Annotated in this window: 23 protein-coding genes, 1 tRNA gene and 1 pseudogene; 12 read left to right on the forward strand and 13 right to left on the reverse strand. The window is 52.2% G+C overall.

The genetic code is table 11. From position 1 onward, the window contains the following. The 3 genes and pseudogenes from B157_RS39095 to B157_RS37145 form a co-directional block, all read left to right on the forward strand. The coding region (locus B157_RS39095; protein ID WP_020601911.1) for a hypothetical protein at positions 1-257 on the forward strand (257 nt) is incomplete at its 5' end. Positions 258-403: 146 nt separating this feature from the next. Further along, positions 404-871 carry a type II RES/Xre toxin-antitoxin system antitoxin gene (parS, locus tag B157_RS0122665; protein WP_245565207.1) on the forward strand — a complete coding sequence of 156 codons (468 nt, stop codon included), beginning with the start codon at positions 404-406 and terminating at the stop codon, positions 869-871. Between the two features lie 104 nt (positions 872-975). Continuing rightward, positions 976-1,344: pseudogene (locus tag B157_RS37145) on the forward strand (RES family NAD+ phosphorylase); the annotation flags it as partial. Positions 1,345-1,565: 221 nt separating this feature from the next. On the opposite strand, the gene B157_RS0122675 reads toward B157_RS37145, so the two are convergent. The 3 genes from B157_RS0122675 to B157_RS0122685 form a co-directional block, all read right to left on the reverse strand. Next, a tRNA-Gly gene (locus tag B157_RS0122675) sits at positions 1,566-1,638 on the reverse strand. Positions 1,639-1,693: 55 nt separating this feature from the next. Beyond that, positions 1,694-2,965 carry an adenosylmethionine--8-amino-7-oxononanoate transaminase gene (gene bioA / locus B157_RS0122680; protein ID WP_020605602.1) on the reverse strand — a complete coding sequence of 424 codons (1,272 nt, stop codon included), beginning with the start codon at positions 2,963-2,965 and terminating at the stop codon, positions 1,694-1,696. Between the two features lie 53 nt (positions 2,966-3,018). Continuing rightward, positions 3,019-3,534, reverse strand: a complete 516-nt coding sequence (locus B157_RS0122685) for a KdsC family phosphatase (protein ID WP_020605603.1) — start codon at positions 3,532-3,534, stop codon at positions 3,019-3,021. A 47-nt stretch (positions 3,535-3,581) separates the two neighbouring features. On the opposite strand from B157_RS0122685, the gene B157_RS0122690 reads away from it, so the two are divergent. The 3 genes from B157_RS0122690 to B157_RS0122705 all read left to right on the forward strand — a co-directional run bounded on the left by B157_RS0122690 (position 3,582) and on the right by B157_RS0122705 (position 6,979). Continuing rightward, on the forward strand, positions 3,582-5,000 hold the full coding sequence (locus B157_RS0122690) for a methyltransferase RsmF C-terminal domain-like protein (RefSeq protein ID WP_020605604.1): 1,419 nt from the start codon (positions 3,582-3,584) through the stop codon (positions 4,998-5,000). Continuing rightward, entirely contained in the window at positions 4,997-6,034 is a 1,038-nt protein-coding gene (locus B157_RS0122695; protein WP_020605605.1) for an alpha/beta hydrolase, read from the forward strand. Before B157_RS0122690 ends, B157_RS0122695 begins: the two co-directional genes overlap by 4 nt. A 129-nt stretch (positions 6,035-6,163) precedes the next feature. Beyond that, complete coding sequence (locus B157_RS0122705) at positions 6,164-6,979, forward strand: enoyl-ACP reductase FabI (protein ID WP_020605607.1); 816 nt, start codon at positions 6,164-6,166, stop codon at positions 6,977-6,979. Positions 6,980-7,089: 110 nt separating this feature from the next. Here B157_RS0122705 and B157_RS0122710 read toward each other — a convergent pair whose 3' ends face one another. The 4 genes from B157_RS0122710 to B157_RS0122725 form a co-directional block, all read right to left on the reverse strand. Next, a complete protein-coding gene (locus B157_RS0122710; protein WP_020605608.1) occupies positions 7,090-8,109 on the reverse strand; it encodes an alkaline phosphatase D family protein in 1,020 nt (339 codons plus the stop codon). A gap of 390 nt (positions 8,110-8,499) precedes the next feature. After that, positions 8,500-10,896, reverse strand: a complete 2,397-nt coding sequence (locus tag B157_RS0122715; RefSeq protein ID WP_020605609.1) for a M20/M25/M40 family metallo-hydrolase — start codon at positions 10,894-10,896, stop codon at positions 8,500-8,502. A 345-nt stretch (positions 10,897-11,241) separates the two neighbouring features. Next, positions 11,242-11,937 (reverse strand): hypothetical protein, encoded by a 696-nt coding sequence (locus B157_RS0122720; protein ID WP_020605610.1) that lies wholly within the window; start codon positions 11,935-11,937, stop codon positions 11,242-11,244. Between the two features lie 43 nt (positions 11,938-11,980). Next, complete coding sequence (locus tag B157_RS0122725) at positions 11,981-14,146, reverse strand: prolyl oligopeptidase family serine peptidase (RefSeq protein ID WP_245565209.1); 2,166 nt, start codon at positions 14,144-14,146, stop codon at positions 11,981-11,983. A gap of 160 nt (positions 14,147-14,306) precedes the next feature. Here B157_RS0122725 and B157_RS0122730 point away from each other — a divergent pair, with 160 nt between their 5' ends. Next, positions 14,307-14,486, forward strand: a complete 180-nt coding sequence (locus B157_RS0122730; RefSeq protein WP_020605612.1) for a hypothetical protein — start codon at positions 14,307-14,309, stop codon at positions 14,484-14,486. Between the two features lie 326 nt (positions 14,487-14,812). Here the strand turns inward: B157_RS0122730 and B157_RS0122735 are convergent, their stop codons facing one another. After that, positions 14,813-14,977, reverse strand: a complete 165-nt coding sequence (locus tag B157_RS0122735; protein ID WP_245565211.1) for a hypothetical protein — start codon at positions 14,975-14,977, stop codon at positions 14,813-14,815. Positions 14,978-15,320: 343 nt separating this feature from the next. Here B157_RS0122735 and dtd point away from each other — a divergent pair, with 343 nt between their 5' ends. From dtd to B157_RS0122760, 5 genes are all read left to right on the forward strand, one after another. Continuing rightward, positions 15,321-15,773: a D-aminoacyl-tRNA deacylase gene (gene dtd, locus B157_RS0122740; protein ID WP_020605614.1), complete on the forward strand. Its 453-nt coding sequence runs from the start codon at positions 15,321-15,323 to the stop codon at positions 15,771-15,773. 96 nt (positions 15,774-15,869) lie between these two features. After that, positions 15,870-16,511 (forward strand): O-methyltransferase, encoded by a 642-nt coding sequence (locus B157_RS0122745; RefSeq protein WP_020605615.1) that lies wholly within the window; start codon positions 15,870-15,872, stop codon positions 16,509-16,511. A gap of 55 nt (positions 16,512-16,566) precedes the next feature. Further along, positions 16,567-18,942, forward strand: a complete 2,376-nt coding sequence (locus B157_RS0122750) for a LysM peptidoglycan-binding domain-containing protein (RefSeq protein ID WP_020605616.1) — start codon at positions 16,567-16,569, stop codon at positions 18,940-18,942. A 21-nt stretch (positions 18,943-18,963) separates the two neighbouring features. Then, complete coding sequence (locus B157_RS0122755) at positions 18,964-19,545, forward strand: DUF3109 family protein (protein ID WP_020605617.1); 582 nt, start codon at positions 18,964-18,966, stop codon at positions 19,543-19,545. Between the two features lie 5 nt (positions 19,546-19,550). Further along, complete coding sequence (locus B157_RS0122760; protein ID WP_020605618.1) at positions 19,551-19,883, forward strand: MGMT family protein; 333 nt, start codon at positions 19,551-19,553, stop codon at positions 19,881-19,883. Positions 19,884-19,963: 80 nt separating this feature from the next. Here the strand turns inward: B157_RS0122760 and egtD are convergent, their stop codons facing one another. The 5 genes from egtD to B157_RS0122785 all read right to left on the reverse strand — a co-directional run bounded on the left by egtD (position 19,964) and on the right by B157_RS0122785 (position 25,742). Next, entirely contained in the window at positions 19,964-20,938 is a 975-nt protein-coding gene (egtD, locus tag B157_RS0122765) for an L-histidine N(alpha)-methyltransferase (protein ID WP_020605619.1), read from the reverse strand. After that, complete coding sequence (gene egtB, locus B157_RS0122770; protein WP_020605620.1) at positions 20,938-22,122, reverse strand: ergothioneine biosynthesis protein EgtB; 1,185 nt, start codon at positions 22,120-22,122, stop codon at positions 20,938-20,940. Before egtB ends, egtD begins: the two co-directional genes overlap by 1 nt. A gap of 158 nt (positions 22,123-22,280) precedes the next feature. Then, on the reverse strand, positions 22,281-22,553 hold the full coding sequence (locus B157_RS0122775) for a UBP-type zinc finger domain-containing protein (protein ID WP_020605621.1): 273 nt from the start codon (positions 22,551-22,553) through the stop codon (positions 22,281-22,283). A gap of 16 nt (positions 22,554-22,569) precedes the next feature. Continuing rightward, positions 22,570-24,231, reverse strand: a complete 1,662-nt coding sequence (locus B157_RS0122780; RefSeq protein ID WP_020605622.1) for an FAD-dependent oxidoreductase — start codon at positions 24,229-24,231, stop codon at positions 22,570-22,572. Positions 24,232-24,329: 98 nt separating this feature from the next. Next, complete coding sequence (locus tag B157_RS0122785; protein WP_020605623.1) at positions 24,330-25,742, reverse strand: sensor histidine kinase; 1,413 nt, start codon at positions 25,740-25,742, stop codon at positions 24,330-24,332. Between the last annotated feature and the right edge of the window lie 131 nt (positions 25,743-25,873).

Genomic DNA, 25,873 nt, shown 5'->3' on the forward strand with positions numbered 1-25,873 from the left:
CGGGTCTTTCTGATTGTCAGGCTCGTTCGGTCAACAAACTTGATTACCATTTTAATGCAGCCCTGAGCGCGGTTAACGTGGCTAAAGTTGAGCAGGGCGTTGGTCAACAACCCTTCTCGATGGCCACTATTAAGACGCTCTACCACAATCGTTTACTACTAGATCGTTTTTTTTCTATCTTACCCAAAGGCACTAAACTGGAGAAAAATGATCCTAGAGTGCGTCAACTTTATCACTTCGGCTGTATAGCCGCCTAAATATTGACTAACCATTGACTGAGCAGAAGCATATTTATTTCTGGGTAAGGCATGGTAAGTATACTGAATGATGCAATTCGTCTGTTGCCAATTAGCAGTTGATTAGCTGCCTGAAAGCAGTTATATTTGATTGTAAATTAAACACTATGTCTGCAATAACCTCCAAATCCACGCCATCTCCTTCACGTACCAGACGACGTATGGGTGATGTTGAGCCCACTACGTACCGCCCCCAAAAGGCAACGGGCTTTGGTATTATTGAGCAGGCCCGCGAGGGCGTACTGGCCCGGCAGGTAGATCAACTTGCTCAATTACTGAATATGTCGCTTAAAGAGGTGGCTACTGTACTCCAAATTGCCGAACGAACCATGCACCGATTCCGCCGTGAAGGGCATCTGGATGAGCAATCGGGCGAACGGTTGTTACTGCTGGAAAACCTGGCCGCCCACGGTTTGCTGGTGTTCGATGGCCGGAGCGATGCCTTTGCCAACTGGCTCCGCTATCCGCTCCGGGAACTTAGAGGGCAGGCTCCACTGGCCCTACTGACAACCATAAGCGGCTTTAGTCTGGTAGACGATGTACTCACCCGAATTGAGTATGGCGTGTACGCCTAACATATTGTATGTTGGTTTACCGACTCTATAAAAGTACCTATATCTCGCAACCCCTGTCGGCCGAGGGAGCACGCCGGGCGGGTGGCCGCTAGAATCCAAAAGGGTACCCAATTCTATACACCTCGGCTACACCCGAACTGGCATTACTAGAAATTATAGCGCACCTGAATCCCTCGTTTATCCCCGATTTTAATCTGCTGGTGCTGGATATACCCGACACCTACCGGGCCGTGTCGCTCACCGACCTCCCCGCCCACTGGCAGGATGAGGAACAGTACGAAACGCTTCAGTCATACTTGACAAACTGGCTCGTGCAGCATGATACGCTGACAATGGCCGTTCCGTCGGCCATTGTCAGCCGGTCGCGCAACTACCTGCTTCATACACAACACCCCGATTTCAGCGAAAACGTCAGGATTGTAGAAAACGAACCATTCCTGATCGATACTCGGCTATTAAAGGACGCTACCTGAATAGAAGGTCAGGCCAACACCGTTCCCGGCGGGTTTAATCAGGTTTTCGTACGAACTCAATGCCAATAAACCGGAAGGGTGTCGATATTTAAGGCTTCATAGACGCATAAGGTAAGCCAGCAGGGTACTTGTTTTATCAAGTGTTTTATTAGCCACTCTGACAAAGAAAAAAGCCGGTTAACTTTTCAGCTAACCGGCTCATCTTCATGTGGTTATGGGCGAGCGGGAAATGGGGTTCGAACCCACGGCCTGCAGCTTGGGAAGCTGCCGCTCTACCAACTGAGCTACTCCCGCTTGTTTTACTCCACCAAAATTGCGCGTTTACCAGCACAATGTCAAGTGATCCGTATCAAATCGTTTGTAACAGGTCAATTATCTGTTGGTAAGTATAGTCCAGTTGTTCATCCGTAGTGCAGTAGGGCGGCATCAGATACAGCACATTGCCCAGTGGGCGCATCAACACGCCCCGCGCTGTCAGGAAATCATAAGCCACATCGCGGATGGTATTAAAGTACGATGTTTCTTCCCCCACCATCAGATCGAAGGCCAGCAGGGTACCCCGTTGTCGGATGTTTCCAACGGTTGAATAGGTAGCCAACCGTTGGGCAAACGTACTGTTTTTCTGAGCAATACGCCGGATAGCAACCTGCGTTTCGTCCAGCAGCAACAGATCCATACTGGCCAGCGCAGCCGCACAGGCGAGGGGGTTGGCCGTGAACGAATGACCATGAAAAAGTGTCCTGAGCTTATCGGTAGATAAAAACGCGTCGTAGATGGCCTGCGTGCAGGTTGTTACACCCAGGGCCATCGTTCCACCCGTCAGCCCTTTGGAGAGGCACATCAGATCGGCTTTCTCCCGCAAATAATCGGAAGCGAACAGCTTACCTGTGCGCCCGAAGCCCGTCATCACTTCATCGGCAATGATCAGTACACCATACTGGCGGGCCAGACTAAATAACGCATCCAGCGTTTCGGGTTCGTACATAATCATGCCCCCCGACCCCTGAACCAGCGGCTCCACGATAAAAGCCGCCACATCGTCGGAGAAGAGTTCCTTGGCCTGTTCCAGCACGGCCTGCTCCTGTCCGGCAACAGGGGCGGGCAGAAAATCAACGTCGAACAGAAAGGGAGCAAACGGCGCCGAAAAAGCACTGCGGCCACCCACGGCCATCGCTCCGAAGGTATCGCCGTGGTACGCATTTTCCAGCGCCACTACTTTCCGGCGCGGCTGACCGAGGTTATGCCAGTACTGAAACGCCATTTTCAGGGCTACTTCAACGGCGGTCGACCCATTATCGGAATAAAAAACCTTTGCCTGATTGGGAGGCAGTATAGCCAGTAACCGCTCGGCCAGTTCAACGGCGGGCTGATGGGTAAAGCCCGCAAAAATAACGTGTTCCAGCGTATTCAGTTGTTCCGACAAGCGTTGGGCGATGTGCGGATGGGCGTGCCCGTGCAGGTTGACCCACCACGACGAAATCATATCCAGGTACTCGCGGCCATCGGCCCCGTACAGCACTGAACCTTCGCCCCGTACAATAGGAACAGGCAGCGGAGCCGTTTGCATCTGCGTAAACGGATGCCAGACAACCGCCCGATCCCGTTCAGCTAAATCATTCATTGTAAACTAGTTATTATAAAAAATAAAGAACAGTGAAGCAAATTATTCATCATTCATTCAACGTTCCACTTGCCCTGTATCCGCATTACCTGTTCGATGACATCACGGGCGGCTTCGTGCCCACCCGATTTGGGCGATATATACTGGCAAATTGCCTGCACTTCGTCCAACGCATCGGCGGGGCAAGTGCTTAGTACATGGGGCCGACGCAGGATTGGGCAGTCGGGCAGATCGTCGCCCATGTACAGAATTTCGGCTTCGTTCAGGGTATTGCGGGCAATGTAGCCGAGGTAAGCGTTTAGTTTCTGGTCCGATGGCCCACCCATGAAAACATCGGTTACTCCCATGGTAGCTAACCAGTTTCGTACACCTTCGGCATTTGATGCCGATACGATAGCCACTCCGTAGCCTGCTTTTACGGCCTGTTCAATGGCGTACGTATCCCGAATAGAAACAGTTCGAAAGCGTTCGCCCGTTGCCAGCAGGCTGATGCTCCCATCGGTCAGCACGCCGTCGATGTCGAAAATAAAGGTTCTTATACGGGCAAATTGGTCTTGTATGGCAACCATGCCGCAAGTTTAGTGAAAACCGGGCTACTGTTCCGTATTTTTACCGAATGAATGCAAACAAACGGGAATCGGCCAAATCCCCTCCATTGGCATCAGCCCCTGCGCTGCCGGATGCTTTTGAGGAGCAGATGAAGGCGCAACTGGCAGCAGAGTTTCCAGCTTTTCAAACGGCTCTGACCCAACCCGCGCCCGTAAGTATCCGGCTGAATCCACGCAAGCAAGGCTATGACAGCACGGATTTGATCCCGGTTCCCTGGTGTGCCGATGGGTTCTACCTACCCGAACGACCCAGTTTTACGCTCGACCCGCTGTTTCAGGCCGGTGCTTACTACGTGCAGGAAGCATCCTCTATGCTGCTCAGCGAAGCCCTCCGGCAATCCGTGAACCTGAACCGGCCACTCCGGGCACTCGACCTGTGTGCTGCGCCGGGTGGCAAAAGTACCCTCCTGGCATCAGCCCTGTCGCCGGATAGCTTGCTGGTTTGCAACGAGGTGATCCGGAGCCGGGTGTCGGTGTTGCGCGAAAATCTGGACAAATGGGGTTGCCCCAATGTAGTCGTTACCAACCACGACCCGGACGAAATGACTAACCTGGCAGGCTTTTTTGATGTCGTACTGGTCGATGCGCCCTGTTCGGGAGAGGGTCTTTTCCGGAAAGATCCGGAAGCCGTGCATGAATGGTCGGAAGCCAGTGTACAACTTTGTTCGAGCCGTCAGAAACGGATTCTTTCGGCAGCCGCCAATTTGCTTGATGAGGGAGGCATTCTCATCTACAGTACCTGTACGTATAATGACCCGGAAAACCGGAACAACATGCAGTACTTAGCCGAACATGGTTTTCAAAACCGCGCCCTGACGCTGCCCGACGATTGGGGTATTGTCGAGAAAAGTTCGGACGATGCGGTTGGTTATCAGTGTTACCCACACCGGGTTCGGGGCGAGGGCTTTTTCATCAGTATTTTCCGGAAAAAGACCTTTACGGCGGCCGTAAAATTAGACGCTCGTACGTTTCGTACCATCCGGGCACTACGCACCCGAGACACGGCCTCGGCCGCAAAATGGCTGCAAAATCCCGCCGATTTCTCGTTCTGGGAGAAACCCAACGGGGCGGTAATGGCCCTGCCAAAAAGCCTCGAAAAAACGTTCCTATTTCTGGATAGTGCGCTGCACAACAAGGGATTCGGTTTAGACATGGGCCAGTTTAAAGGACAGGATTTTATCCCGTCGCACGCGCTGGCCCTCAGCACCGCTGTCAACCAGAGTTTACCTGCCATTGAACTAAGTAAAGAAAATGCCCTCCGGTACTTTAAGAAAGAAAACCTGGTGTTCGATACCCCGGTGAGCGGCTGGTTGCTGGCTCAGTACAAAGGGCTGAATCTGGGCTGGGTAAAAGGAGTTGGAAACCGCGTGAATAATTACCTGCCAAAAGACTGGCGCATCCGAATGGATATCAAAGAATACGTATGAAACGGCTACTGCTTATTGTTGGACTACTGCTGACTGTTATGGTAATTGGCTATTTACTGGGGCCGACTGCCCAGACCGATGCGGTCAAAAATGAATCCATCACGCTTGACCCCGACCTGGTAAAGCTGGAGCAGTCTGTTGCTCAGTCAGAACAATCCCTAAAGTTGCGGTCCGATAACGAAGCCCGTATCGTATGGGCTGATAGCCTGCAAAAAGTCAAAACGCCCTACAGCATCGTTTACATTCCGGGCTTTTCGGCAACCTGGGCCGAAGGCGACCCCGTTCATAAGCAGATTGCCCAGCGATTTGGCTGTAATCTATACCTCGCCCGTACGGCCGAACATGGCCTGAACTCGCCCGATGCGATGAAGGCCCTAACCCCAGCCCGGTATGCCGCATCGGCCGAGCGGGCACTGGCCATCGGTAAGGCGCTGGGTGACAAGGTAATCGTGATGGGCACGTCGGCGGGTGGTATGCTGACCCTTTATCTGGCATCGCACCACCCCGAAATTGATGGACTAATTCTATATTCTCCCTGCATTGCGGTGGCTAATCCGGCCCTGAAACTGATTACGAAGCCCTGGGGGAAACAGATTCTTGATCAGGTTTTCAGCGGTGAGTACGTCAAAAATACCCACTACAGCGGTGGACGGGAACGCTACTGGTCACCCCAATACCATACCAATGGCCTGATTACCCTGCAAACCATGCTCGACGAGTTTATGACACCGGAGCTATTTGCAAAAATAAAGCAGCCGGTTTTTATGGGTTACTACTATAAAGACGAGGAGCACCAGGACCAGGTGGTATCGGTGGCCGCCATGCTGGAGATGTTCGACGAACTGGGCACCCCCGCAGCGGAAAAGGTAAAAAAAGATTTCCCGAACGCGGGAGAACACGTCATTGCCTCACACTTTACCTCGGGTGATTTGGCAGGAGTTTATCAGGCTACCGAGACGTTCATGAAAGACGTATTGAAGATGCCCGTTGTGGCGGCAGCCACGGGGTTAACAATTCGGCAAACTGAAAAATAGCCTACCTTTGGGCTTAATTAATGAATGCCGTAGCATAAACCGCACGGGCGGCCCCGAGTGCTTTCAGGCTGTCTACATTATTCATTCGGGGCCGCCCGTGCGGTTCATTATACATTTTACATTAAACACATGGCTTACGGATTACTGAACGGAAAACGCGGCATCATTTCTGGTGCGCTGGACGAAAAATCAATCGCCTGGAAAGTGGCGTTGAAAGCGAAAGAAGAAGGGGCAACGTTCACCCTGACCAACGCCCCTATTGCTATGCGGATGGGCGCGATCAAACAACTGGCGGAGCAATGCGACGCAGAGATCATTCCTGCCGATGCCACGTCGGTCGAAGACCTGGAAAACCTGTTCACCAAATCACAGGAGGTGCTGGGCGGCAAGGTGGACTTTGTGCTGCACAGCATTGGTATGAGTCCGAACATCCGCAAGGGAAAAGCCTATACCGACCTCAACTACGACTGGTTCAAACAAAGCATTGATATTTCGGCGCTGTCGTTTCACAAAATGATGCAGACGGCGTATAAGCTCGACGCCATCAGTGCAGGGGGTTCCATCGTGGCGCTAACGTACATGGCGGCCCAGCGAACGTTCCCGTTTTATACCGATATGGCCGATGCCAAAGCCATTCTGGAATCCATTGCCCGTAGTTTTGGCTATCGCTACGGCAAATACCGGCAGGTACGCGTGAACACCGTTTCGCAATCGCCCACGCCAACTACGGCGGGTGGCGGCATTGGCGGTTTCGACAAGTTTTACGACTTCGCCGATAAAACGGCCCCCCTCGGCAACGCCAACGCCGACCAGTGCGCCGATTACGTCGTTACGCTCTTCTCCGACCTGACCAAGATGGTGACCATGCAAAATCTCTACCACGATGGCGGATTCTCCATGACGGGCATCTCAGAAGAAGTGATGGAGTTGATCCATAAGGACTAAACGAAATTTTCACAAAGAAGGGGTTTCCTGTTCGCGAACGGGAAACCCCTTCTTTCGTGTCGTCACAGTAGCGAAAACCAGTTAGGTTACGTTATTGAAACAGTGCTGATTTAGAACGTAATTTCCTGAGTCAGGTACGTAGCCTGGTCATCGCCATTGATGCGAACAGTGGCAACGGGGTGGGTTTGGCTCCAGTCAATCGTAATCAGGCCGTAGTTCAGTTTGGCCACCATGTCGCCCACGCGGTGGCGGTTGGGTTCTACGTGCGGAGCAGATACGTGCGTCAGTCCGCTGCTGGTGATATCGTATAAATCATAGCCCAGCCCCGGCACGTTTACTTTAGATACTTCGGCAATGTGTCGGTCACCACTCAGTAGAAAAGCTCCTTTCGGTTTCGTTTTACCCAGCAGATCCAGTAGTCGCTGGCGGGCGGTGGGAAAATTGGCCCATTTCTCATATACATGCTCTTCGGGCAACACCTGAATACCACTGCCAATAATATGCAGGTCGGCATCGGAGTTGGTCAGTTGTTTTTCCAGCCATTGCCACTGAGCTTCACCCAGCACATCGCCGGACGGGTCGGGTACGTTCGCTTTCCCATCTTTTTTGAGCGGGTCGCGGAAATAACGGCCATCCAGCAAAATCACCTTCACACGCTGTCCTTTGGGGCCGTAGCTGTGTACCGAATATCCTCCTTCCTGCGTTCGTAGTGGACTTTCGGCGGGCACATCCAGAAAATCGAGCATCACCTGCTGGCTTTCTTTCCGCATAGGATATTCTTTACCTCCGTCGTTCACACCGTAGTCGTGGTCATCCCAAACACCAATGACAGGAGTCGATTGCCGCAACTGCTGGTAAACGGGATTACTTTTCTGCCGGGCGTATTTGGCCCGCAGCGTGTCCATATTTTCCGAGTCGCCGTAGATATTATCACCCAGCCAGATCCATAAGTCAGGTTTCTGCGCAACGATGTCGTCCCACAGGGGCTGCGGTCGTTTCTGATCACTACACGACCCGAAGGCAATCGTCGTCAGGGCTTTTTGTGGTGAAACAGCCGTGTTTGGTCTGGACGTTTGGCAACCCGCTATAAAGACATATACGAGCGGCAGCAGGGCAAGAAGCTTTTTCATTTCAGCAGGATTACGGATTCAGTTATCCGGCAAAAGTAGCGTGTCCTTGCATTCCTGACAAAAACCTGGAACACTCCAGGGTTTTTGAGCATTAGCCTGGTTCAATCACCTCAGAAAGCGTAGCCCGGATAAACACCCGTTCGCAAGTCCAGTACTAATAGTCCTGGCCAGAGATAGAAACGGGTGCCAGTACATTCGTTTTCAGCACGTTCTGGAGACGCCAGCGATAGGTCGTGTCCTGTACCGAGACCGGAACAAAGGCTAAAGAAAAGCAGCAAAAAATGAGTAGCAAATGGCTAATTGAGTGATACGAAGTGTAGATTGTTGAGAGTATTACCGATGATTTATTTTTCGCCTATTCAGTCATCTCCTGTTTCAAGGCTTCTTCGATCAGAACTGGTAGGCTTTTCCAATAAAGGTCAGATTACTGCTACGCCCCTGTTCCGGAATGACGTGTGCCGGTCGGGGTATCTTCACCAGTTCGGGCAGCAAGCCAATGGATTGGTCGTATAGCAACAGGCGAAGTGGGATTCCGGCAGCTAGCTCAACGGTTAGCGTGATTTTCTTCGTGACGGGCAGGCCAAAAAACAGCAGATCAAACGCCAGGCCGATGGACGTTTGCTGAGCCTCAATAGCAATTGGCTCCCCATTCACCTGAATGCTTTTGACAATACCCGCTGCCTGCGTAAACATCGTCGCGTCCATATTGGCGGCTCCCCGCACAGAGTGCAGGTCAAGGGTCAGTCGTCGAATAGTGTCGGTTGTTACATCGGAAAGAACGTCTGCAACGGGCGGGGAAGCCGTAATCACAGCCGCCGGATTTTCCAGGTACGTCCCCCGGCTAATTCCCTGGACATCAGGAAAGATTTCGGTCAGTTTGCCGGTGGAAGGGGCTGGGAAAAACTGCCGGTTCCAATCATCAATCGTTTCCAGACCATACGATGCCCAGAATGCCCGGTTCGTGTCCGTGTTCAGGTAATAGGAAACCTGGCTATGCAGTGGTTTTTCGGTAGTCGGAGCTTCGTTATAAATGGCCGTAAAGACCAGTACAGCACCGAGCACTAACGACGCGAAGGGCAGGATAGCCGGGCCAATGGGCTGATTTCTCCACCGCCACCTGACGGCTTTCGCGCTGGTCACAATCAGTACCCACAGGGGCAGCAACAGGGCAAATGCCAGGCCCGACAGCAGTACCGGCGCCATGGGTAGCTGAAGGTCAAACGTAACAAACAACAGATTAACTATCGGCAATAGAATGAACAGGGTGGGCAGGGCCGCTATTCCTAAAATCAAAGCGTGAACAGGTCGGCTTTCTACCTGATTTCGCGTTTGCCACAGCACAGCCAGCAGGCCGATCAATGCGCTCAGTAACGGAAACAGCAACAAGTACGTTGCCGATGGAAGTAGAAACAAACAGGTGAGCACCAGTCCGTAAAGCAGCCCGTAAGCCCCCATAATGAGCGATAAAGGCTGTAACCAGCGCAACACCAGATTGGTCAATAACCCCAGCAACCCCACCGCTAGCAGCGTGAAAGCCAGCGCAAACGTCGCCGAGCCGTAACTCCCGTTGAAAACGTGCGTCAGGGGCAGTTGCTGATGAATAAATACGTTGACGCCCCAGGCAAAAGAAACGACCAGCAGCAGGATAACCAAATACAGCACCAACCCGCCAATTACCTGCCCAACAGTCAGTTGCTTTTGTCGAAATCCCCAAACGAACACGACTACGAAAGCAACCGTTAACAGGCTTATCCAGAGCCAGTTCAACGCCATTGGATACTGCACCATCCAGTCGCCGACCAGATTGAAAAATACTTTGTCCGGTGCTTTCACCTGATCGAGCGGACTGTTGCCGAAATGCCGTGTCAGGGCCAGCAGATTATCGCCGTGGTGCTGCAAACTATTCTGACTGAGGTTTTCGGGCGAATCGGTCAGTTTATGATAGTGGACAAATCCATCCAGAAATGCCGAGTTCAGGCCGGGATAGCCAGCCTCGCGGAAAATGGTAAAGTCAGTGTCGTTGGGCAGTTTTCGGTACACTTCATACGCGAGCGACGACGCAAACGGATGCGGAGCCGCCTTCGCGAATTGTTCGACAATCCACCCGTTTTGCGGACTTATTTCGAAGGTCATACTGGGGCCGCTGTTACCCCGTCCCTCCAGATTCAGGACGAAACCCACATCCTTGGCCCAGGGATGACGTAGAAATGCTTTCGCTCCGAACAACCCGTACTCCTCTCCATCGGTGAAAAGCACGATGACATCATGCTGTAGCGGTGTCCCCTGTTGAATAGCTCGTATCGTTTCCAGAATGGCCGCTACGCCCGCGCCATCGTCACCCGCGCCCAATGCGTTTGGCTGCGAGTCGTAATGGGCCATCAGCAGCACCGCTTTGCCCGGCTGGGTTCCTTTTAGTCGGGCCATCACATTGTAGACATAGCCTGCCCGCAATGCAACACCGAGCATGGCACCTGATGGCGACAGCGAAGCCGAACTGGTCACGGGGCCGGTCACCGTGGCTTCCTGAACCTGGGGCTGAAGTCCGAGTACCCGCAGGGTATTTACCAGATATGCTCTAACGCGGGCATGGTCGGGCGTACCGATAGAATGTGGTTGCCGGGCAATTTGCCAGACATACTGCATGGCCCGCCCCGCCGAAAAATCGGTTAGTGGCGCCGTAACGGGCTTAGCCTGGGGCGCACGAACCAGATAAATGCTCCACCACGACAGGCCGATTAAAGCCAACAGCAACAGGAAAGCGGTGCGAAAATTAGGCGTAGAGAACATGGATTTCACCGAATCTGATTAGGAGGTCACGATTTGTAGAAAGATAAAACTAAACTACCATCGGCTAAAAGACCGATGGGTTTGATTTCGGCTGAAGCCGACTAAAGAAACAAAAACAAAACGAGTAGTGATTTTTCGGCTGCTCCAAAGAGTAAAACTGAACAGGGCCGCCTGAGCGGTCTTCGCCTAAAGGCGAGGAATTTACCCCCAGATTGATACATTAAACTGGGTGGGTATTATTTGACGTTTTCGTTCAGGATGGGCTACGCGAATGGGCTGTTCGGGATAGCTCCGTTCATATACTACGCCGTAAGCATATTAACGGGCATCCAAAGGCGGAAATGCCTAATTAGCCGGTGATGGGTCGCCGGAAATAAACGGCTGAATATCAATCCAGGCTTCCGATTTGTCGCGCATGGTGTTCTGAGCATTGAAGGCAAACTTGGTGGTGGTCACATCATTTTCGATGTATAGTTCGTGAGGGCCTATCATCATACCCTCTTTTTTGCCATACGTCCACGTCATGTCGAACGTGACAACTGCCTTTTCGAGCAGTTTCGCTGGCATCTGAATCCCCGATATCAGGGTTGAGATATTGTCGGATTGTAAGCAGGCCATCACCAGGCAGGAGCGAATCTGGTAGCCTTTAGTCACCGGAAAGGAGGGATTATTCCGACGGGTGAAATACGCTTTCGCCGTGTAGGTAATTGGCCCTGCTTTACCCGACGGGGCCGACTTCTTGGCCTTATCGAAGGGTAAAATCGTTGGTTTAGGCTGACCAATTACGGGTTTAACCGTAGCCAACACACTGCCGTCGTTGCCAATGAACTCCAGCCGGTCGAACGAGAACTCACAGGCGAAGGGGCGATCTTTTCCATTCGTCAATTTACAGGGGAGATTAAGCGTCGGTATTTTTTGTTTGGGGTCGAACTTGATGGTCTGACTGCCGGGCTTGGTCAGCGTGACTGAAACGGGCTTTTGGGCCAGCAGAACCAGGGGCAAAGCAAGGTTTGCCAGCAAAAGCATTACGAGTGTTTTCATGGAGGTTTAATGGATAAAAGTAAGTGTGTGAAAGTTGGTTAGTCTACTTCGTCACTAATGCTTTTACGGGCTGGTACGCCGGGTGACCTGCCTGCCAGAGCGCGAAGGCATACATATTGGCGAAGTTGCGGAAGGTTACGGCTTTGTCTTCCGTAAAATGGCCGTTGTCGTAGTTGACCTGCATCACCACCGGCTTGCCCGACGTGGTCGCGTTTTGCAGGGCAGCGGCAAACTTGCCGGGTTGCCAGACAATAACGCGGGGATCGTTCATGCCACCCACGCACATCACAGCCGGGTACTTCGTGCCCTCCCGGACGTGATTAAATGCATCCATTTCGTACAGAGCCATACACTGCAAGGAGTCTTTCACCGTACCGAATTCCGGCGCGTTCACGGGCCCATTGGGCGATTCTTCCATGCGGAGGGCATTAGAGCAACTTACGTTGCTGATGGCAGCCGCAAACAAATCGGGCCGTTCGGTGATAGCCCGGCCAATGAGGATTCCACCCGCCGAAGTGCCTTCACCAATGAGGTGCTGAGCGCTGGTGTAGCCATTTTTAATGAGGTACTCGCCACTCGATATAAAGTCTTTCCAGGTGTTGGGCTTGGTGGTCTGAAACCCCGCCCGGTACCATTTCTGCCCTTTTTCGGAACCTCCGCGCGGGTGTGTTTCGGCCAGAATTACACCCTGATTGAGCAGTGCCAGATTCCGCCGACTGAAATAGGGTGTGGCCGAAATGCCGTAGGCACCATAGCCAGTCATGAAACAAACCGCGCTGCCATCACGCTTGAGCCCCTTTTTATAGACTACCGAAAGGGGGACCATCACGCCATCATGCCCTGGTATTTCGAGTTCTTCCACCACCAGGTCAGCTACGCCGGGGTAGTTGGGCTTCACATCAAACGTGCTGACAGCAAGCTGGCGATTATCGGGGTTGTACTCATAGGCTGTTCCGGGATTATTCCAGGAGGTGGTGTAGGCTAGTGCTTCGTTACTCCGGGGAGAATCGTACGGTTCAATACCCACAGTACCGGTGCCGGGTATGGGAACATCGGCCCATTGGCCGCTGCGTGAATCGTACTGCCGGATTTTTTCGTTGATGCCATCACTCAGCGTTACAAACAGGAAATCTTTGGTCGACACCATACGGGTAATGTTCTGGTTACTTTCGGGAAGTAGCACGGCAGCCGTAGCGGGGTTCGGATCAGTCGCGTCCGTCACTAGAATCTGTCCATTCGGAGCGTTTTTGATACTCTTCAGATACAGCTTATTGCCCAACTTGACGAATCCCGTCACGCTGTCGGTGGAAGCAGCCAGCCGTTTCCAGGTAATCGTTGGTTTGCCCAAATCAGCCGGATTAGTCAGCCACCCATCAACCCGGTTATCAACCGATGACAGGACACCATACACCTGTGTATAGTCGTCTGAAAAAAACATAACCGGATAGTGGTCAGGCCGGATACCCATGTCGGGATTTTTAGCCCGCGACCAAAGTTCGGGGTCAGCATCCGGGTTGGTGCCGAGTTTGTGCAGTCGCGCTTTCGTGTTGAGGTTTCCCTGGGGGTCTTTAACATCGAGGGAATTATTGGGCAGATACAGAAAACCGCTGTTATCGGGTAACCAGTCGATACCGCCCCCGAAAACGGCCGTGATGCTTTCGGGCCGGAAGGTTCTGGTGGCTACGTCCATCGTCCGTATCGTGGACAGTTCAGCGCCACCTTCCTGCAAGCCAATCGCCATTGTCCTACCGTCGGGGCTGGGCGTAAACGTGCTCATGGCGTACTTTTTGCTTTTTTCGGACCCTAACGGGTCAAAAAGTAATTTCTCCGTTCCCGTTTTCCCTTCCCGGATGTAGAGTTTACCCACATTCTCACTGGGCAATGTTTTGCGATAGAAATACGTGTTTCCCCTTTTTTTGATTTCGCCATAGCGGACGGTGAGCAGCTTATCGTAATCGACAAAGGTTTGAATCAGTTTGTCGCGGCCTGGAATCCGGTTCAGCATGGCGTTGGTGTAGGCGCCCTGGGCTTTGAACCAGTTTTTCACTTCGTCGCTGTTCATATTTTCGAGCCAGCGGTAATTATCCACTACCTGTTTGCCGAAATAAGTATCGGTAACGGGACGTTTAGGCGTGGAGGGAAGCGTTTGTGCCGGCAAAGTATTTACTGCTGACAGGAAGACAAGTAAGATAAATGATCCAAGTTTCATGTAAGTACGATATTTATCAGTAATCATGAGACAAGGTATGTGGTAGATTACTTCATAGCGTTTTCTCTTTTAGCAATCGGTCGAAAACTAGATAAGCGGTAAAGAAGTATGGTCGACATTCGGGGAGCATCTATACTTCTGATTGCAACCAGTTACGTTTTTGATCACCCGCTGGGTTGGAGATACCTGCGTAGTCGTGTCGATGGACCGTAGCTCATCGAACCGCTGGCCGATGGTTACCGGACAGAAAATCCGGTTCAGTACCCGCCGTATAAATGGGACTGAGGCTACTGTTGGTACACCAGAAGAGAACTACCTGAAAAGTAACGAAACTCGTTAATCAGCTGAATCTGATCACACTAGCCCGTCAGGAATATGATAGCCTGCCAGGAGGCTTCGGTTGAGGGCTGAGTCAGTGCCAGGTTTGAATGAACCGTTACTTTCTGGTATGATCCGTTGGCGAAACGTCGGCAAAGCGGTCGCTCTGTAGAATTCAGTAGATTGGCACAATCATACTTTCGCTGAAACAGCTTAATGGCAGCTTCAATGCGGGCAGGGGTGGGTGGCCAAGGTTGGGGAATTGCACGCTATGTACTCCAGCGAGGGTAAAAAAAGCGGGTAATATCGTCTGACCTTTACGGTAGCTAGTCACGAAAAAACAGATTATCAGCTACGTTCGCTGACAAACCGGTTGAAAAACCGAATGCCGAAATACGTATAAGCCAGCAATGCAATCAGGCCGACCGTGTTCCTGAATAAATCTACCATATCGTTTTCGGCTTCACCGGAATAATCCAGAATCCAGTCAAATAACCCGGCAGCGTACGCCATAAGAAAAGTTATCGCACCCAGGGAGATCGGCAATAGTGTAGTCGATTTGTTATCCATTTGTCAACTTAGTTCAAGACCTGAATAGTACACACGCATTTGGTTGATGGACATCTTACCCCTGAAAAGGTTTAACGTAACCTGCTTTTTTAGCGAATATTTCCGAAGCACGGGTAATTTTCCAAAGCAGGATTCCTCCTTCTGGCCGTACAATCAACCGAAAACTAACCCTGACAATCGGGTTAACGATAAGACTATAGCAAATTCTTTGCCCTTCTGACAAAAGTAGTCGGTACTATTGGGCGGATAGTAACGTTTTTGAGTAAACGGTTCGTATAGCCTACCCATGATTGCTATTATTCAGCGCGTTAAACATGCTTCCGTTACGATTGAGGAGCAGGTGAAAGGTCAGATAGGTACAGGTTTTCTGATTCTGCTTGGCATTACCCATACTGATACCCAGGAAGATAGTACCTGGCTCAGCCGAAAAATTGTCGGGATGCGTATTTTCAATGATTCCGAAGCGAAAATGAATCTCGATCTGGCTGCTGTCGATGGCGATATTCTGCTTATCAGTCAGTTTACCCTCCATGCCAGCACAAAAAAAGGGAACCGACCTGGATTTACCGAAGCGGCTCGCCCCGAAACAGCCATTCCGCTCTATAAAGCCATGATACACCAGTTGGAAATCGATTTAGGAAAGCCAATTCAGACGGGCGAGTTTGGGGCCGATATGCAGGTTTCGTTAGTAAATGATGGGCCGGTAACGATTTTGATCGACTCAAAAAACCGTATTTAGTCGTAGCCAATTACCAATTTGTGCCAGTTATCCGTTAATTTTACTGAAACCAGCCCTTATCTGTCGAAACGACGTTTCATACGGATAAACCGCCGAATGGATTTTTTGCCTGCCAATATAACCACCTACGCCGAAGCCCACACCTCGCCCGAGAGTGCGTTGCTTCACCGCCTGAACCGCAACACCCACGCACACATTATGGCTCCCCGCATGCTGTCGGGGCATATGCAGGGGCGTTTTCTGGCCATGGTCTCCTGGATGATTCGGCCGCACCGGATTCTTGAAATTGGCACCTATACCGGCTATTCCGCCCTTTGCCTGGCCGAAGGATTGGCCGAAGAGGGTCGGCTGATAACCATCGATTCTAACGAAGAAATCGAAGCTTTCACCCGTTCCTACTGGGCGCAGTCTCCACTGAACGATAAAATTGATTTTCGGCTGGGGCTGGCAACGGATATCATCCCAACGCTTAATGAATCATTTGATCTGGCGTTTATCGATGCCGACAAGCGGAACCTGTCCATTTATTTTGATTTAGTGCTGGACAAACTCCGCCCCGGCGGATTCATACTGGCCGATAACGTATTATGGAGTGGTAAGGTAGCAAAACCCATTGGCGCAGGGGATGCCGACACCAGGGCCGTTATGGCTTTTAACCAGAAAGTACAGCAGGACCCACGGGTAGAGAATGTGCTTTTGCCCGTACGGGACGGGATAATGATGATGCGAAAACGATAAGTGCGATTGACCAACATGAACCACCGCCTGGGCGGTATGTTATATGAAAAAAAGGATGCGTTTACTACCCTTACTTTTAACCCTGATAAGCCTTGCGGTATCGGCTCAAACCAACGGGCCAACGGTGCCGGAACAACTCACGTTTGCTGGCATTTCGGTTCAACTGGACCCCGATGCCCGGCGGCTGATACAGCAGGATGTTAATGCGCTCATTGCTAACCGGCAGTACTGGACGGCCAAGCTCGACCGGGTTGCACTGTACTTCCCCATGATTGAAGCCATTCTGATTGATGAGGATGTCCCTACCGATTTCAAATACCTGGCCGTTCAGGAGAGTTCACTCACGCCGGATGCCGTGTCTTCGTCAGCCGCTGTAGGCTACTGGCAGTTCAAGCGTGAAACGGCGATGGACAATGGAATGCGGGTAGACGACGAAATTGACGAGCGAAAAAGCATTATAGCATCCACCCACGGAGCCGCTAAATACCTGAAAAAGAGTAACAGTCAGTTTAATAACTGGGTCGCTTCTCTATATTCGTATTACCTGGGCGCGGGCGGGATTGCCAAGCTAATTCCACCCGATTGGTCGTACGCCCGCGAGATAGCCCTCGATGGCCGCACCGACCGCTACATCCTTCGGTTTTTTGCCCATAAGATCGCCATCGAAAATGCCCTGCAAACGCATCAGACCAATAACCGTTTTGCGCTGATCGAGTACCCGAACGGGGGCGGCAAATCCATGAAAACCATTGCCGACGAGCTGGGTGTCGATGAGTTTGAACTACGCAAGTACAACCGCTGGGTGCTGAACGGGGGCGTACCCACCGACCGCCCGTATGTACTGGCCATACCGGTAGCCAACGACCAGATCAATGATGTTCGGCAAAAAATAACCAGCAGTGCGCCCAGCCAGGCGCCCGATTTTGTTCAGACGGATGTTGGCTTTCCAGTTCTCCGTAGGGTAACTACCGGGTTGAGCAGCAAGAATGACCCCGTTCTTTTCGAAATCAATGGATTACCGGGTATCCAGGCACAGGAGGGCGATAATGCGGCTTCGCTGGCCCGGAAATCAAAAATAAGCCTGTCGAGTTTTCTGCGCTACAATGACATGAGCGACCGGGACCCCGTGCTGCTCAATGATGTGTACTACCTGGCAAAAAAACGGAACAAGGCACTCGTCCCCTTCCACACCGTTCGCGAAGGGGAAACGGCCCGCAGCATTTCGCAGCGGTATGGTATCCGGCTGAAAAAACTGATGCGCTACAACCGCCTGGATCGGGTGCAGAAATTAGCCACCGGGCGGGTCATGTGGCTTCGCGAACGCCGGCCAGCCAATAAACCGGCCGAAATTATTACCGCCCCTACCCCGCCCGTATATGACCAGACGCCCACACCTGCTCCCGTTCGGGCTGATGTAGCAACCAATGCGCCCGCCCGCCCCGTTGGAAGTAGCGATATCCCCCGTGATGCATCGGAACGGAAACTGTACCAGCCCAAACTGGTAGGCGGTGGTGTAACACCCAACGACAAAACATCGGAACCAGCCGCCCCCCAACGGTCAGAGCCAGTTAAGCCTGTTTCCCAACCAACCGTAACCCGCTCCGTTCCGGTATCACCGCAAACCAGTGGCAGTTCGGAGGGAACACAACGGATTGTTATCGTGCGAACGCCAAATGCCGCCGAACCGACGAAAGCAATACCCGTGGCTACCACCCCCGAACGGGTCCCCTCTGATACCAATTCGGCAGCCAGCGATACAAAACCGACAAAAAAGGCAGATACGTACACCCGCCAACCTAAGAAAGCACCGGTTTCGGACACAGACATGGGACGGCCCGAAACCGGTACGTACAAGGGACCAACCGAGCAGCAGGCAGACGGATCCATCGTTACGTCGGCGGCTGTACCACCTACCAAGGCCCCACCAAGACCCGCAGCTACGGTTAGCCCAAAAACAGACACCCCCGCAACAAGGCCTGTGCCAGTGGCTAAAACGCCCGAACCCAAACCGGTAGTCACCCCTGCGCCAGCCACCACTAGCCCGGCCACGCCCTCTACTACCGTTGACCGGTCGGCAACGACCCACACGGTCGAACCCGGCCAGACGTACTACAGCATTGCCAGGCAGTATGGCCTGACAGTGGATGAGTTGATGGCCCTCAACAGTCTGACTGCCAGCGATGTGCTCGAAGTAGGAAAGAAACTGAACGTGAAAGCTGCGCCCGTAAGTCAGTCGACAGTGTCTGCTACCACAAAATCAGCGGCAGGGCCAAAAGCAACCGTGAGCTACCATACCGTTGCCAAAGGGGAAACTATGTATCGGATTTCGCAGCAGTACGGTGTTAGTATCGAACAGATAAAGGAGTGGAATAATCTGAAAACTACGGTGGTTCAGGTAGGACAGAAAATCAAACTAATCAAGAACGAATAAAGAATCCCCCTCCCTCCTACTATGATACTCATTGATACGACCTGCATCAGCGACGATGTTGCCGAAAAGTTTTTCGTTTGTAACCTCGATAAATGCAAGGGTGCCTGTTGCGTTGAAGGCGATATGGGTGCCCCGCTGGAAGGTGATGAACCTGCTACCCTCGACCGGATCTACGAATCCATCAAACCCTATCTGTCGCCCGAAGGCATCAAAGTCATTGAGCAGCAGGGCGGGTATGAGTCCGACGGAGCCGGTGGCTTTGTGACCAGCACCGTGGGTGGCCGGGAATGTGTGTATGCAACCTGGGATGATCGGGGCATCCTGAAATGTGGTATCGAAGAAGCGTATAACGACGGCAAAGTGGATTGGAAGAAACCCATTTCCTGCCATCTATACCCCATCCGTGTCACAAAATACGAATCATTCCACGCCCTCAACTACGACCGCTGGCCTATCTGTAGCCCCGCCTGTGGCTTCGGCGAACAGTTGAATGTTCCTATCTATAAATTCGTCCGGGAAGCTTTGATTCGGGCGTACGGAGAACCCTGGTACAACCGCCTGGTCCAGGCCATCGAGAATCCCCCGACTTCGGAGCCGGTATAAACGGGATGGAAAAACGGGATTATTTCGACGAAGTGTATGACGTTGTCCGTCTGGTACCGAAGGGACGCGTAACGACCTACGGCACCATTGCCCATTACCTGAGCCTGCGGGCGGGTGCCCGTATGGTGGGCTGGGCCATGAACGGCTGCCATAACCACCCCGACGTACCCGCTCACCGGGTGGTGAACAGCGTCGGCGTGCTATCCGGTAAGCACTTCTTCGGTGGTCCAACCATCATGCAGCAATTGTTAGAAGATGAAGGTATCCGGGTAGATAATGACCGGGTAGTCGATTTCAAAACCCTGCTCTGGGACCCCGCCATTGAGTTGGCCCTATAGCGGCAACTTTGGTTGTGTTTCTAAAAAGGCCCGCCCCGATGTGTATTCATCGGGACTGGCCTTTTTAGAGTTCATCACGTCTACCGCTCAAACATGACATCGGCAAAGTAGCCTTTGCAATCGGTGAACCAGCCGGTTACCGAAAAGCCGGTTTGACGAGCCAGCTCCTCGATCTGGGTGCGGGTAAACTTGCGGGAAATCTCGGTATGAATAATTTCTCCGTACTCAAACGGTACGGCCATATCGAGCGCGTTGATACGGACCATCTGCGCTTTCTGACTGACCAGGTACGAGCGGGCCTCACCACTTTCGGGGTTGTAGGTTTCGTAATGGTCAAAAGCGGCCAGATTGAAGTCGGCATCCAGTTCGGTATTGATACGCCGGAGCAGGTTCAGGTTGAAAGCGCGGGTCAATCCCATCCGGTCGTTATAAGCCGCATGGATAATGGCCGGGTGCTTTTGCAAGTCGAAACCCGTCAGAACCAGGTCGCCGGGTTGTAGCCGGTCGTAAAGTTGCCGGTAAAAATCAATGGCTTCATCAGGGGCAAAATTACCGATGTTGGAGCCTAGGAACAGCACGATACGCCGGGCGTCGGATTCTTCGGAGAGTTGCTCCAGGGCGTTGAAGTAATCATCGTGCCGGGCATTTAAAAGTAAATCAGGCCACTGTTTCTGTACGTCATCTACCAGTTTGTCCAGCGCATCGCCCGAAATATCAACGGGGGCGTAGGTAAAATCGGCTTGCTGGTCGGCCAGGAAACCAAGCAGGATTTTCGTTTTAAGCCCATCGCCCGCGCCCAGTTCTACCAATTCGAATGGACGCTTATCCGGGGCAAACAGCTGCAGCAGGTCGGCCTTCTGCGTATCCAGAATCTCGTACTCCGACCGGGTAAGGTAATAGTCCGGCGTGTGCATAATTTCAGCAAAGATCCGGCTTCCTTCGGCATCATAAAAAAAGCGTGACGACAGCCGCTTGGGAACCTGCTGCAGCCCCGTTCGTACTTCATCAATCAGGGCGGCATCAGCTTCTTGCTGCTCCACAAAGGGCGTCTCCATTATGGATTCGCCAGGCGTATTCCCGTAAACTGCCATTGCTTGTCAGGTTGAAAAAAATTGCGGTAGGTTGGTCGGGAGTGCCCTTCGGGTGTGGCCACCGAGGCACCGCGCAACACCAATTGTCCGCTCATGAATTTACCATTGTATTCGCCCACGGCCCCTTCGGCGGTTACAAAACCGGGATAAGGCAGGTAAGCCGAGTTTGTCCACTCCCAGCGGGTACCCCAGTTGATACCACCCGACTGGGTGCAGGCTTCCCACTCAAATTCGGTGGGGAGTCGCTGCCCTTTCCAGCGGGCATACGCGTCAGTTTCGTACTGACAAACGTGGCTAACCGGCGCATCCGGGTCAACGGGTTTCAGGCCATCGAAGGTGTAATACCACCATTTACCCTCAATTTTGTGCCAGTACAGCGGAGCCTGAACGCCGTTTGTGTTGACCCATGCCCAGCCATCGGACAGCCAGTGTCGGAAATTCTGATACCCCCCAGCCTCGATAAACGCACAGTATTCGCCACTGGTGACCAGGTTGCCGCTCAACTGTGTATCGTTGAGGTACACTTTATGCGCATTCAGCTCATTATCGAAGCAGAATGCGCCATTCTCCCGTCCGTGGTGCTGGAAACCGATGGTGTATATACCCGACTCAATACTAACGGGTGGGGCAATAACCAGAGCGGGATACTCAACAAAGGGCATGTCAACGGCCGGAAGCAGGGGATTATGGCCCAGAATGTACTTGATATCGGTAATGAGTAATTCCTGATGTTGCTGCTCATGATTCAGCCCAATGTCAATCAGGGCAAGCAGGTCATCCGAGAAGGTAGCGGTATCCAGAAAGCGACTCATGTGCTCATCTACGTATGCCCGATAGGCATACACCCCCGCCACCGTTGGGCGGCTCAGATTACCCCGGTTTGTACGCAGCACCCGTTTCCCGACGGTTTCATAATAGCTGTTGAAAACGTAGCTGAAGTCCTCGTGAAAAATGCGGTAGCCGGGTAGGTTCGGGGTCAGCAAAAACGTTTCCCAAAACCAGGTCGTATGCCCCAGATGCCACTTAGGCGGGCTAACGTCGGCAATAGGTTGTACGACATAATCTTCCGTTTCGAGTCCCCGGCAGATGGTCTCGGAATGAGCCCGTACGCGCAGGTATTGTTCGGTTAATGTTTGTTCAGCAATCATAATGGTTCTCTGTTTACGATATACCATTTGTGGTCAATCCCCGTTGCAGGTTTCTTCCGCCAAGGCAGTAAGAGGAGATTATACCCCGCATTGGATGAAGCAATCAATGTTGTTACACGCAAACGTTAGAGAATAAACTGACTATTAACTCCCTTGTTTCAATATCCAGCCATTTGTTCGTCAGCGTAGCACCAGAGCCACCGTTCGCCCGGTTCGGCGGAGATGACTACAGGGTGATGACTGGCTAAAAAATGCTTCGTAGCGTGCTGATTGGGAGATGAATCACAGCAAAGCGTCGTACCGCAGGTCTGGCAGGTACGCAGGTGTACCCAGGTATCACCCGTTTTTACGCATTCGTCGCAGCCGTATTCAGTGGCCGGACGGATTTCGGTGATGGCTGACAGATGGTTGCAAATGGTTTGTTTAAGCATGGACATAGTACTGAATTTAATTTTCGGCCAGGTATTTATGTACGAAACTTACGGCCATGGCGCCCTCTCCTACGGCCGATGCTACCCGATTCATGGCACCGGCCCGGACATCGCCAGCGGCAAAAATACCGGGGCTACAGGTTTCCAGCAGGTAGGGTTCCCGGCCCAGTTTCCAGACATTTCTGAACGCAGCGAACTTCGCCATATCCCGGCCCGTAGCAATAAAGCCTTTGGGATCTTTCAGAATATCCATTTCAATCCAGTCGGTAAAGGGTTTCGTACCGATGAAGATGAATAGCCCGGCAGCCTCCACCGTTCGGCGCTCTTTGGTATCCATATCTTTCAGCACCAGACACTCTAGCTCATTATCACCTAAGCCTTCTACCACTTCGGTACAGCCTACTACCGTTATATTAGGCGTTTTATCGATCTGGTCGATCAGGTATTGCGACATTGTTTCGGACAAATCGGGGCGTCGGACGCAGATAAACACCTGGGCCGCCGTTCTGGACAGGTACATGGCTCCCTGACCAGCCGAATTCCCCCCTCCCACAATGTACACGATCTTCCCTTTGAAAGCGATAGCTTCAGTGGTGGCGGCACCATAATAAACGCCTGCTCCGGTGTATTTATCGAGGCTTTCGTTTTCCAGTTTATGATACGACACACCGGTGCTCAGCACAATGGCCCGCGCCACTACTTCCGTGTCATCCGACATTTTTATGTGTTTATACTGCCCCTGCGACTTTATGGAAACAACCTCCTGCGGGGCCAGAAACTCAACCCCAAACCGTTGCGCCTGAGTAATGGCCCGCCGGGTCAGGTCGGACCCGCTCAGGCCATTGGGAAAACCGAGGTAATTTTCGATGCGGGAACTGGTGCCAGCCTGCCCACCGGGAGCCCGTTTATCGACCAGAATCGTTTTCAACCCTTCCGAACCGCCGTAAACAGCGGCTGCCAGTCCGGCAGGACCAGCGCCAATAATGGCCAGGTCATACAGACTCAGAGACGCCTTGGGCTGTAGTCCCAGTTTTTCGCCCACTTCACTCAGGCCGGGCTGAGCCAGGAGGCTCCCATCGTCAAAAACAACGGCGGGTAAATCGTTTTGGTCCTTTCCGTGCAAATCAAGTAACTCCTGCGCCCGTGGGTTCGTTTCAACGTCGAGCCACTGATAGGGGAACAGATTACCCGCCAGAAAATCTTTCAACTCGTGAGACCGGGGGGAGAATTGGTAGCCGATCAGCTTTAATCCATCAAAATCAGGCCGGTAATTCGCCTGCCAGTCGGTAAGGAGGTCTTCCAGTACCGGATACAGTTTTTCTTCGGGGGGGTCCCAGGGCTTGGCAATGTAGTAATCCAGTTGTACCTCATTGATGGCCCGTATGGCAGCATCGATGTCGGAATAAGCCGTCAGCAAGGCTCGTTTGGCATCGGGGTATAGTTTACGGGCCTTCCCCAGAAACTCGACACCCGTCATATCAGGCATCTTCTGGTCCGACAGGAACAGGGCCACAACCTCCCCTTTCTTTTTTAGTTCGGGCAACGAATCGAGCGCTTCGCGGGCCGAACTGGTGCAAAGAATACGGTATTTTTTGCGGTACTGCTGTCGCAAATCGTGTTGAATAGCCTGCAACACCTGCGGGTCATCGTCAATGGCAAAAATGATAGGAAGACGCATAAATTTTAATGAGTGATTGAGTGAATGAACAATTGAGTGAATGGGTGAGCGAGTGAATACCAACTAGCATTCGCTCATTCACTCATTCACTCACTCTCTCATTGAGTGGGCAGGCATACGCTGAACTCGGTACGGCCCGGTACTGATTTTACTTTGATGGACCCGTTATGATGTTTTATAATGCCCTGTACAATATCCAGTCCGAGACCGGTGCCTTTGCCGATTTCCTTCGTCGTAAAAAAAGGCTCGAATATTTTATCGGTGATATCGGCCGGGATACCTGACCCGCTATCGGTTACTTTGGTCAGCACAAACTCCGAACCATCGGGCCGTTTATCAACCTGACTGTCAATGGCGAGAGAGCCCCCATCGGGCATAGCATCGATGGCATTGTCAATCAGATTTGTCCAAACCTGATTCAATTCACCGGGCCAGCCGCAGATGGCAGGCAGGCTGGGTGGTAAGGCAACCGTTACGGTAATGTGCTTGCTTTTTACTTTATGCTGTAGCAGGGTGAGCGTATTGTGGATGCCGTCGGCCAGTTTGACCGTTTCTTTACCCCCGCCCCGGTCCATGTGCGTATAGTTTTTGATGGAGTCAGTCAGGATAGAAATACGTTTGGATGCCTCACTGATGTCGAAAACCAGTTTTTCAGTCACCAGATTATTGACCAGCCAGTTACTTACACCAGCCAGGTTTTCATCACCAATTTTTTCCAGAACCCAGTCCAGGTCATCAACCGTAAAACCGTAGTCAATCAATGGCCCAACCAGGTCCATCGTATCATCAACGCCATGGTCGTCGAGCCAGTCGGCTACTTCATCTTCCAGACTGCTTCGTTCCAGCAGCGTTAGCCGCTGTATCGGGTTAGGGCCTGACTGCTGGTCTACTTTTTTAAAGAATACGGTATTGACCGAATCGACCTGCTCGTCGGTCAGGTTGAGGTGCATAATGGCCTTAAAGGCCTCGGGCGTGGCCCGCATGTGGGTTTTGAGCGTATCAGCCGAGCGCACAACGGCAGCCACCGGGTTGTTTAGTTCATGCGCTAACCCCGCCGACAACCGGCCCAGCGATGCTAGTTTCTCGTTTTGCTGCGCCTGTTTGGTAAAGTCCCGAACCCGCGTGGTCATCTGATGAACCAGGCTCTCGGTCAGTTCGTAGCACGAATGAATCAGGTCGGGCAGGTGGGTACGGTGCAGTTGCATCATCTGCACCGGCGAACTGGCTATTACCCAGTTCACATTGGCTTTCATGCGCGAAAAAGGCAACACACCCAGCACCGAATGCGGTTCGAAAGCCAGCAACTCGTCCCCGGCCCCACCCGTTCCGGCATCAATCCGAATACGACCATCGAGCAACAGTATCAAGTGATCCGCTGGAGAGCCGGGTTTGTAAATGACGGTTTCTTCGGGAAACGAGACAACCTCGGCCCGGTCGATAAACCACTGAAGTTGTTCATCGGGGACCTGTTCAACGATTGGAAACTGATGGAGGGTTTCTAACAGATTCATACCGGAAGAAATAAAAAAATGGGTAAACAACTGGCTCCTCAGTCGAATGAAAGAGGAGTGTAATGCAATATAGTATACAGATTGGAGAGCCTGATGAGTAACGATTTGTTAGCGCGATTAGTTACCAAAAA

It is taken from the genome of Spirosoma spitsbergense DSM 19989 (assembly GCF_000374085.1).
In the GTDB taxonomy this organism is placed as follows: Bacteria; Bacteroidota; Bacteroidia; order Cytophagales; family Spirosomataceae; genus Spirosoma; species Spirosoma spitsbergense.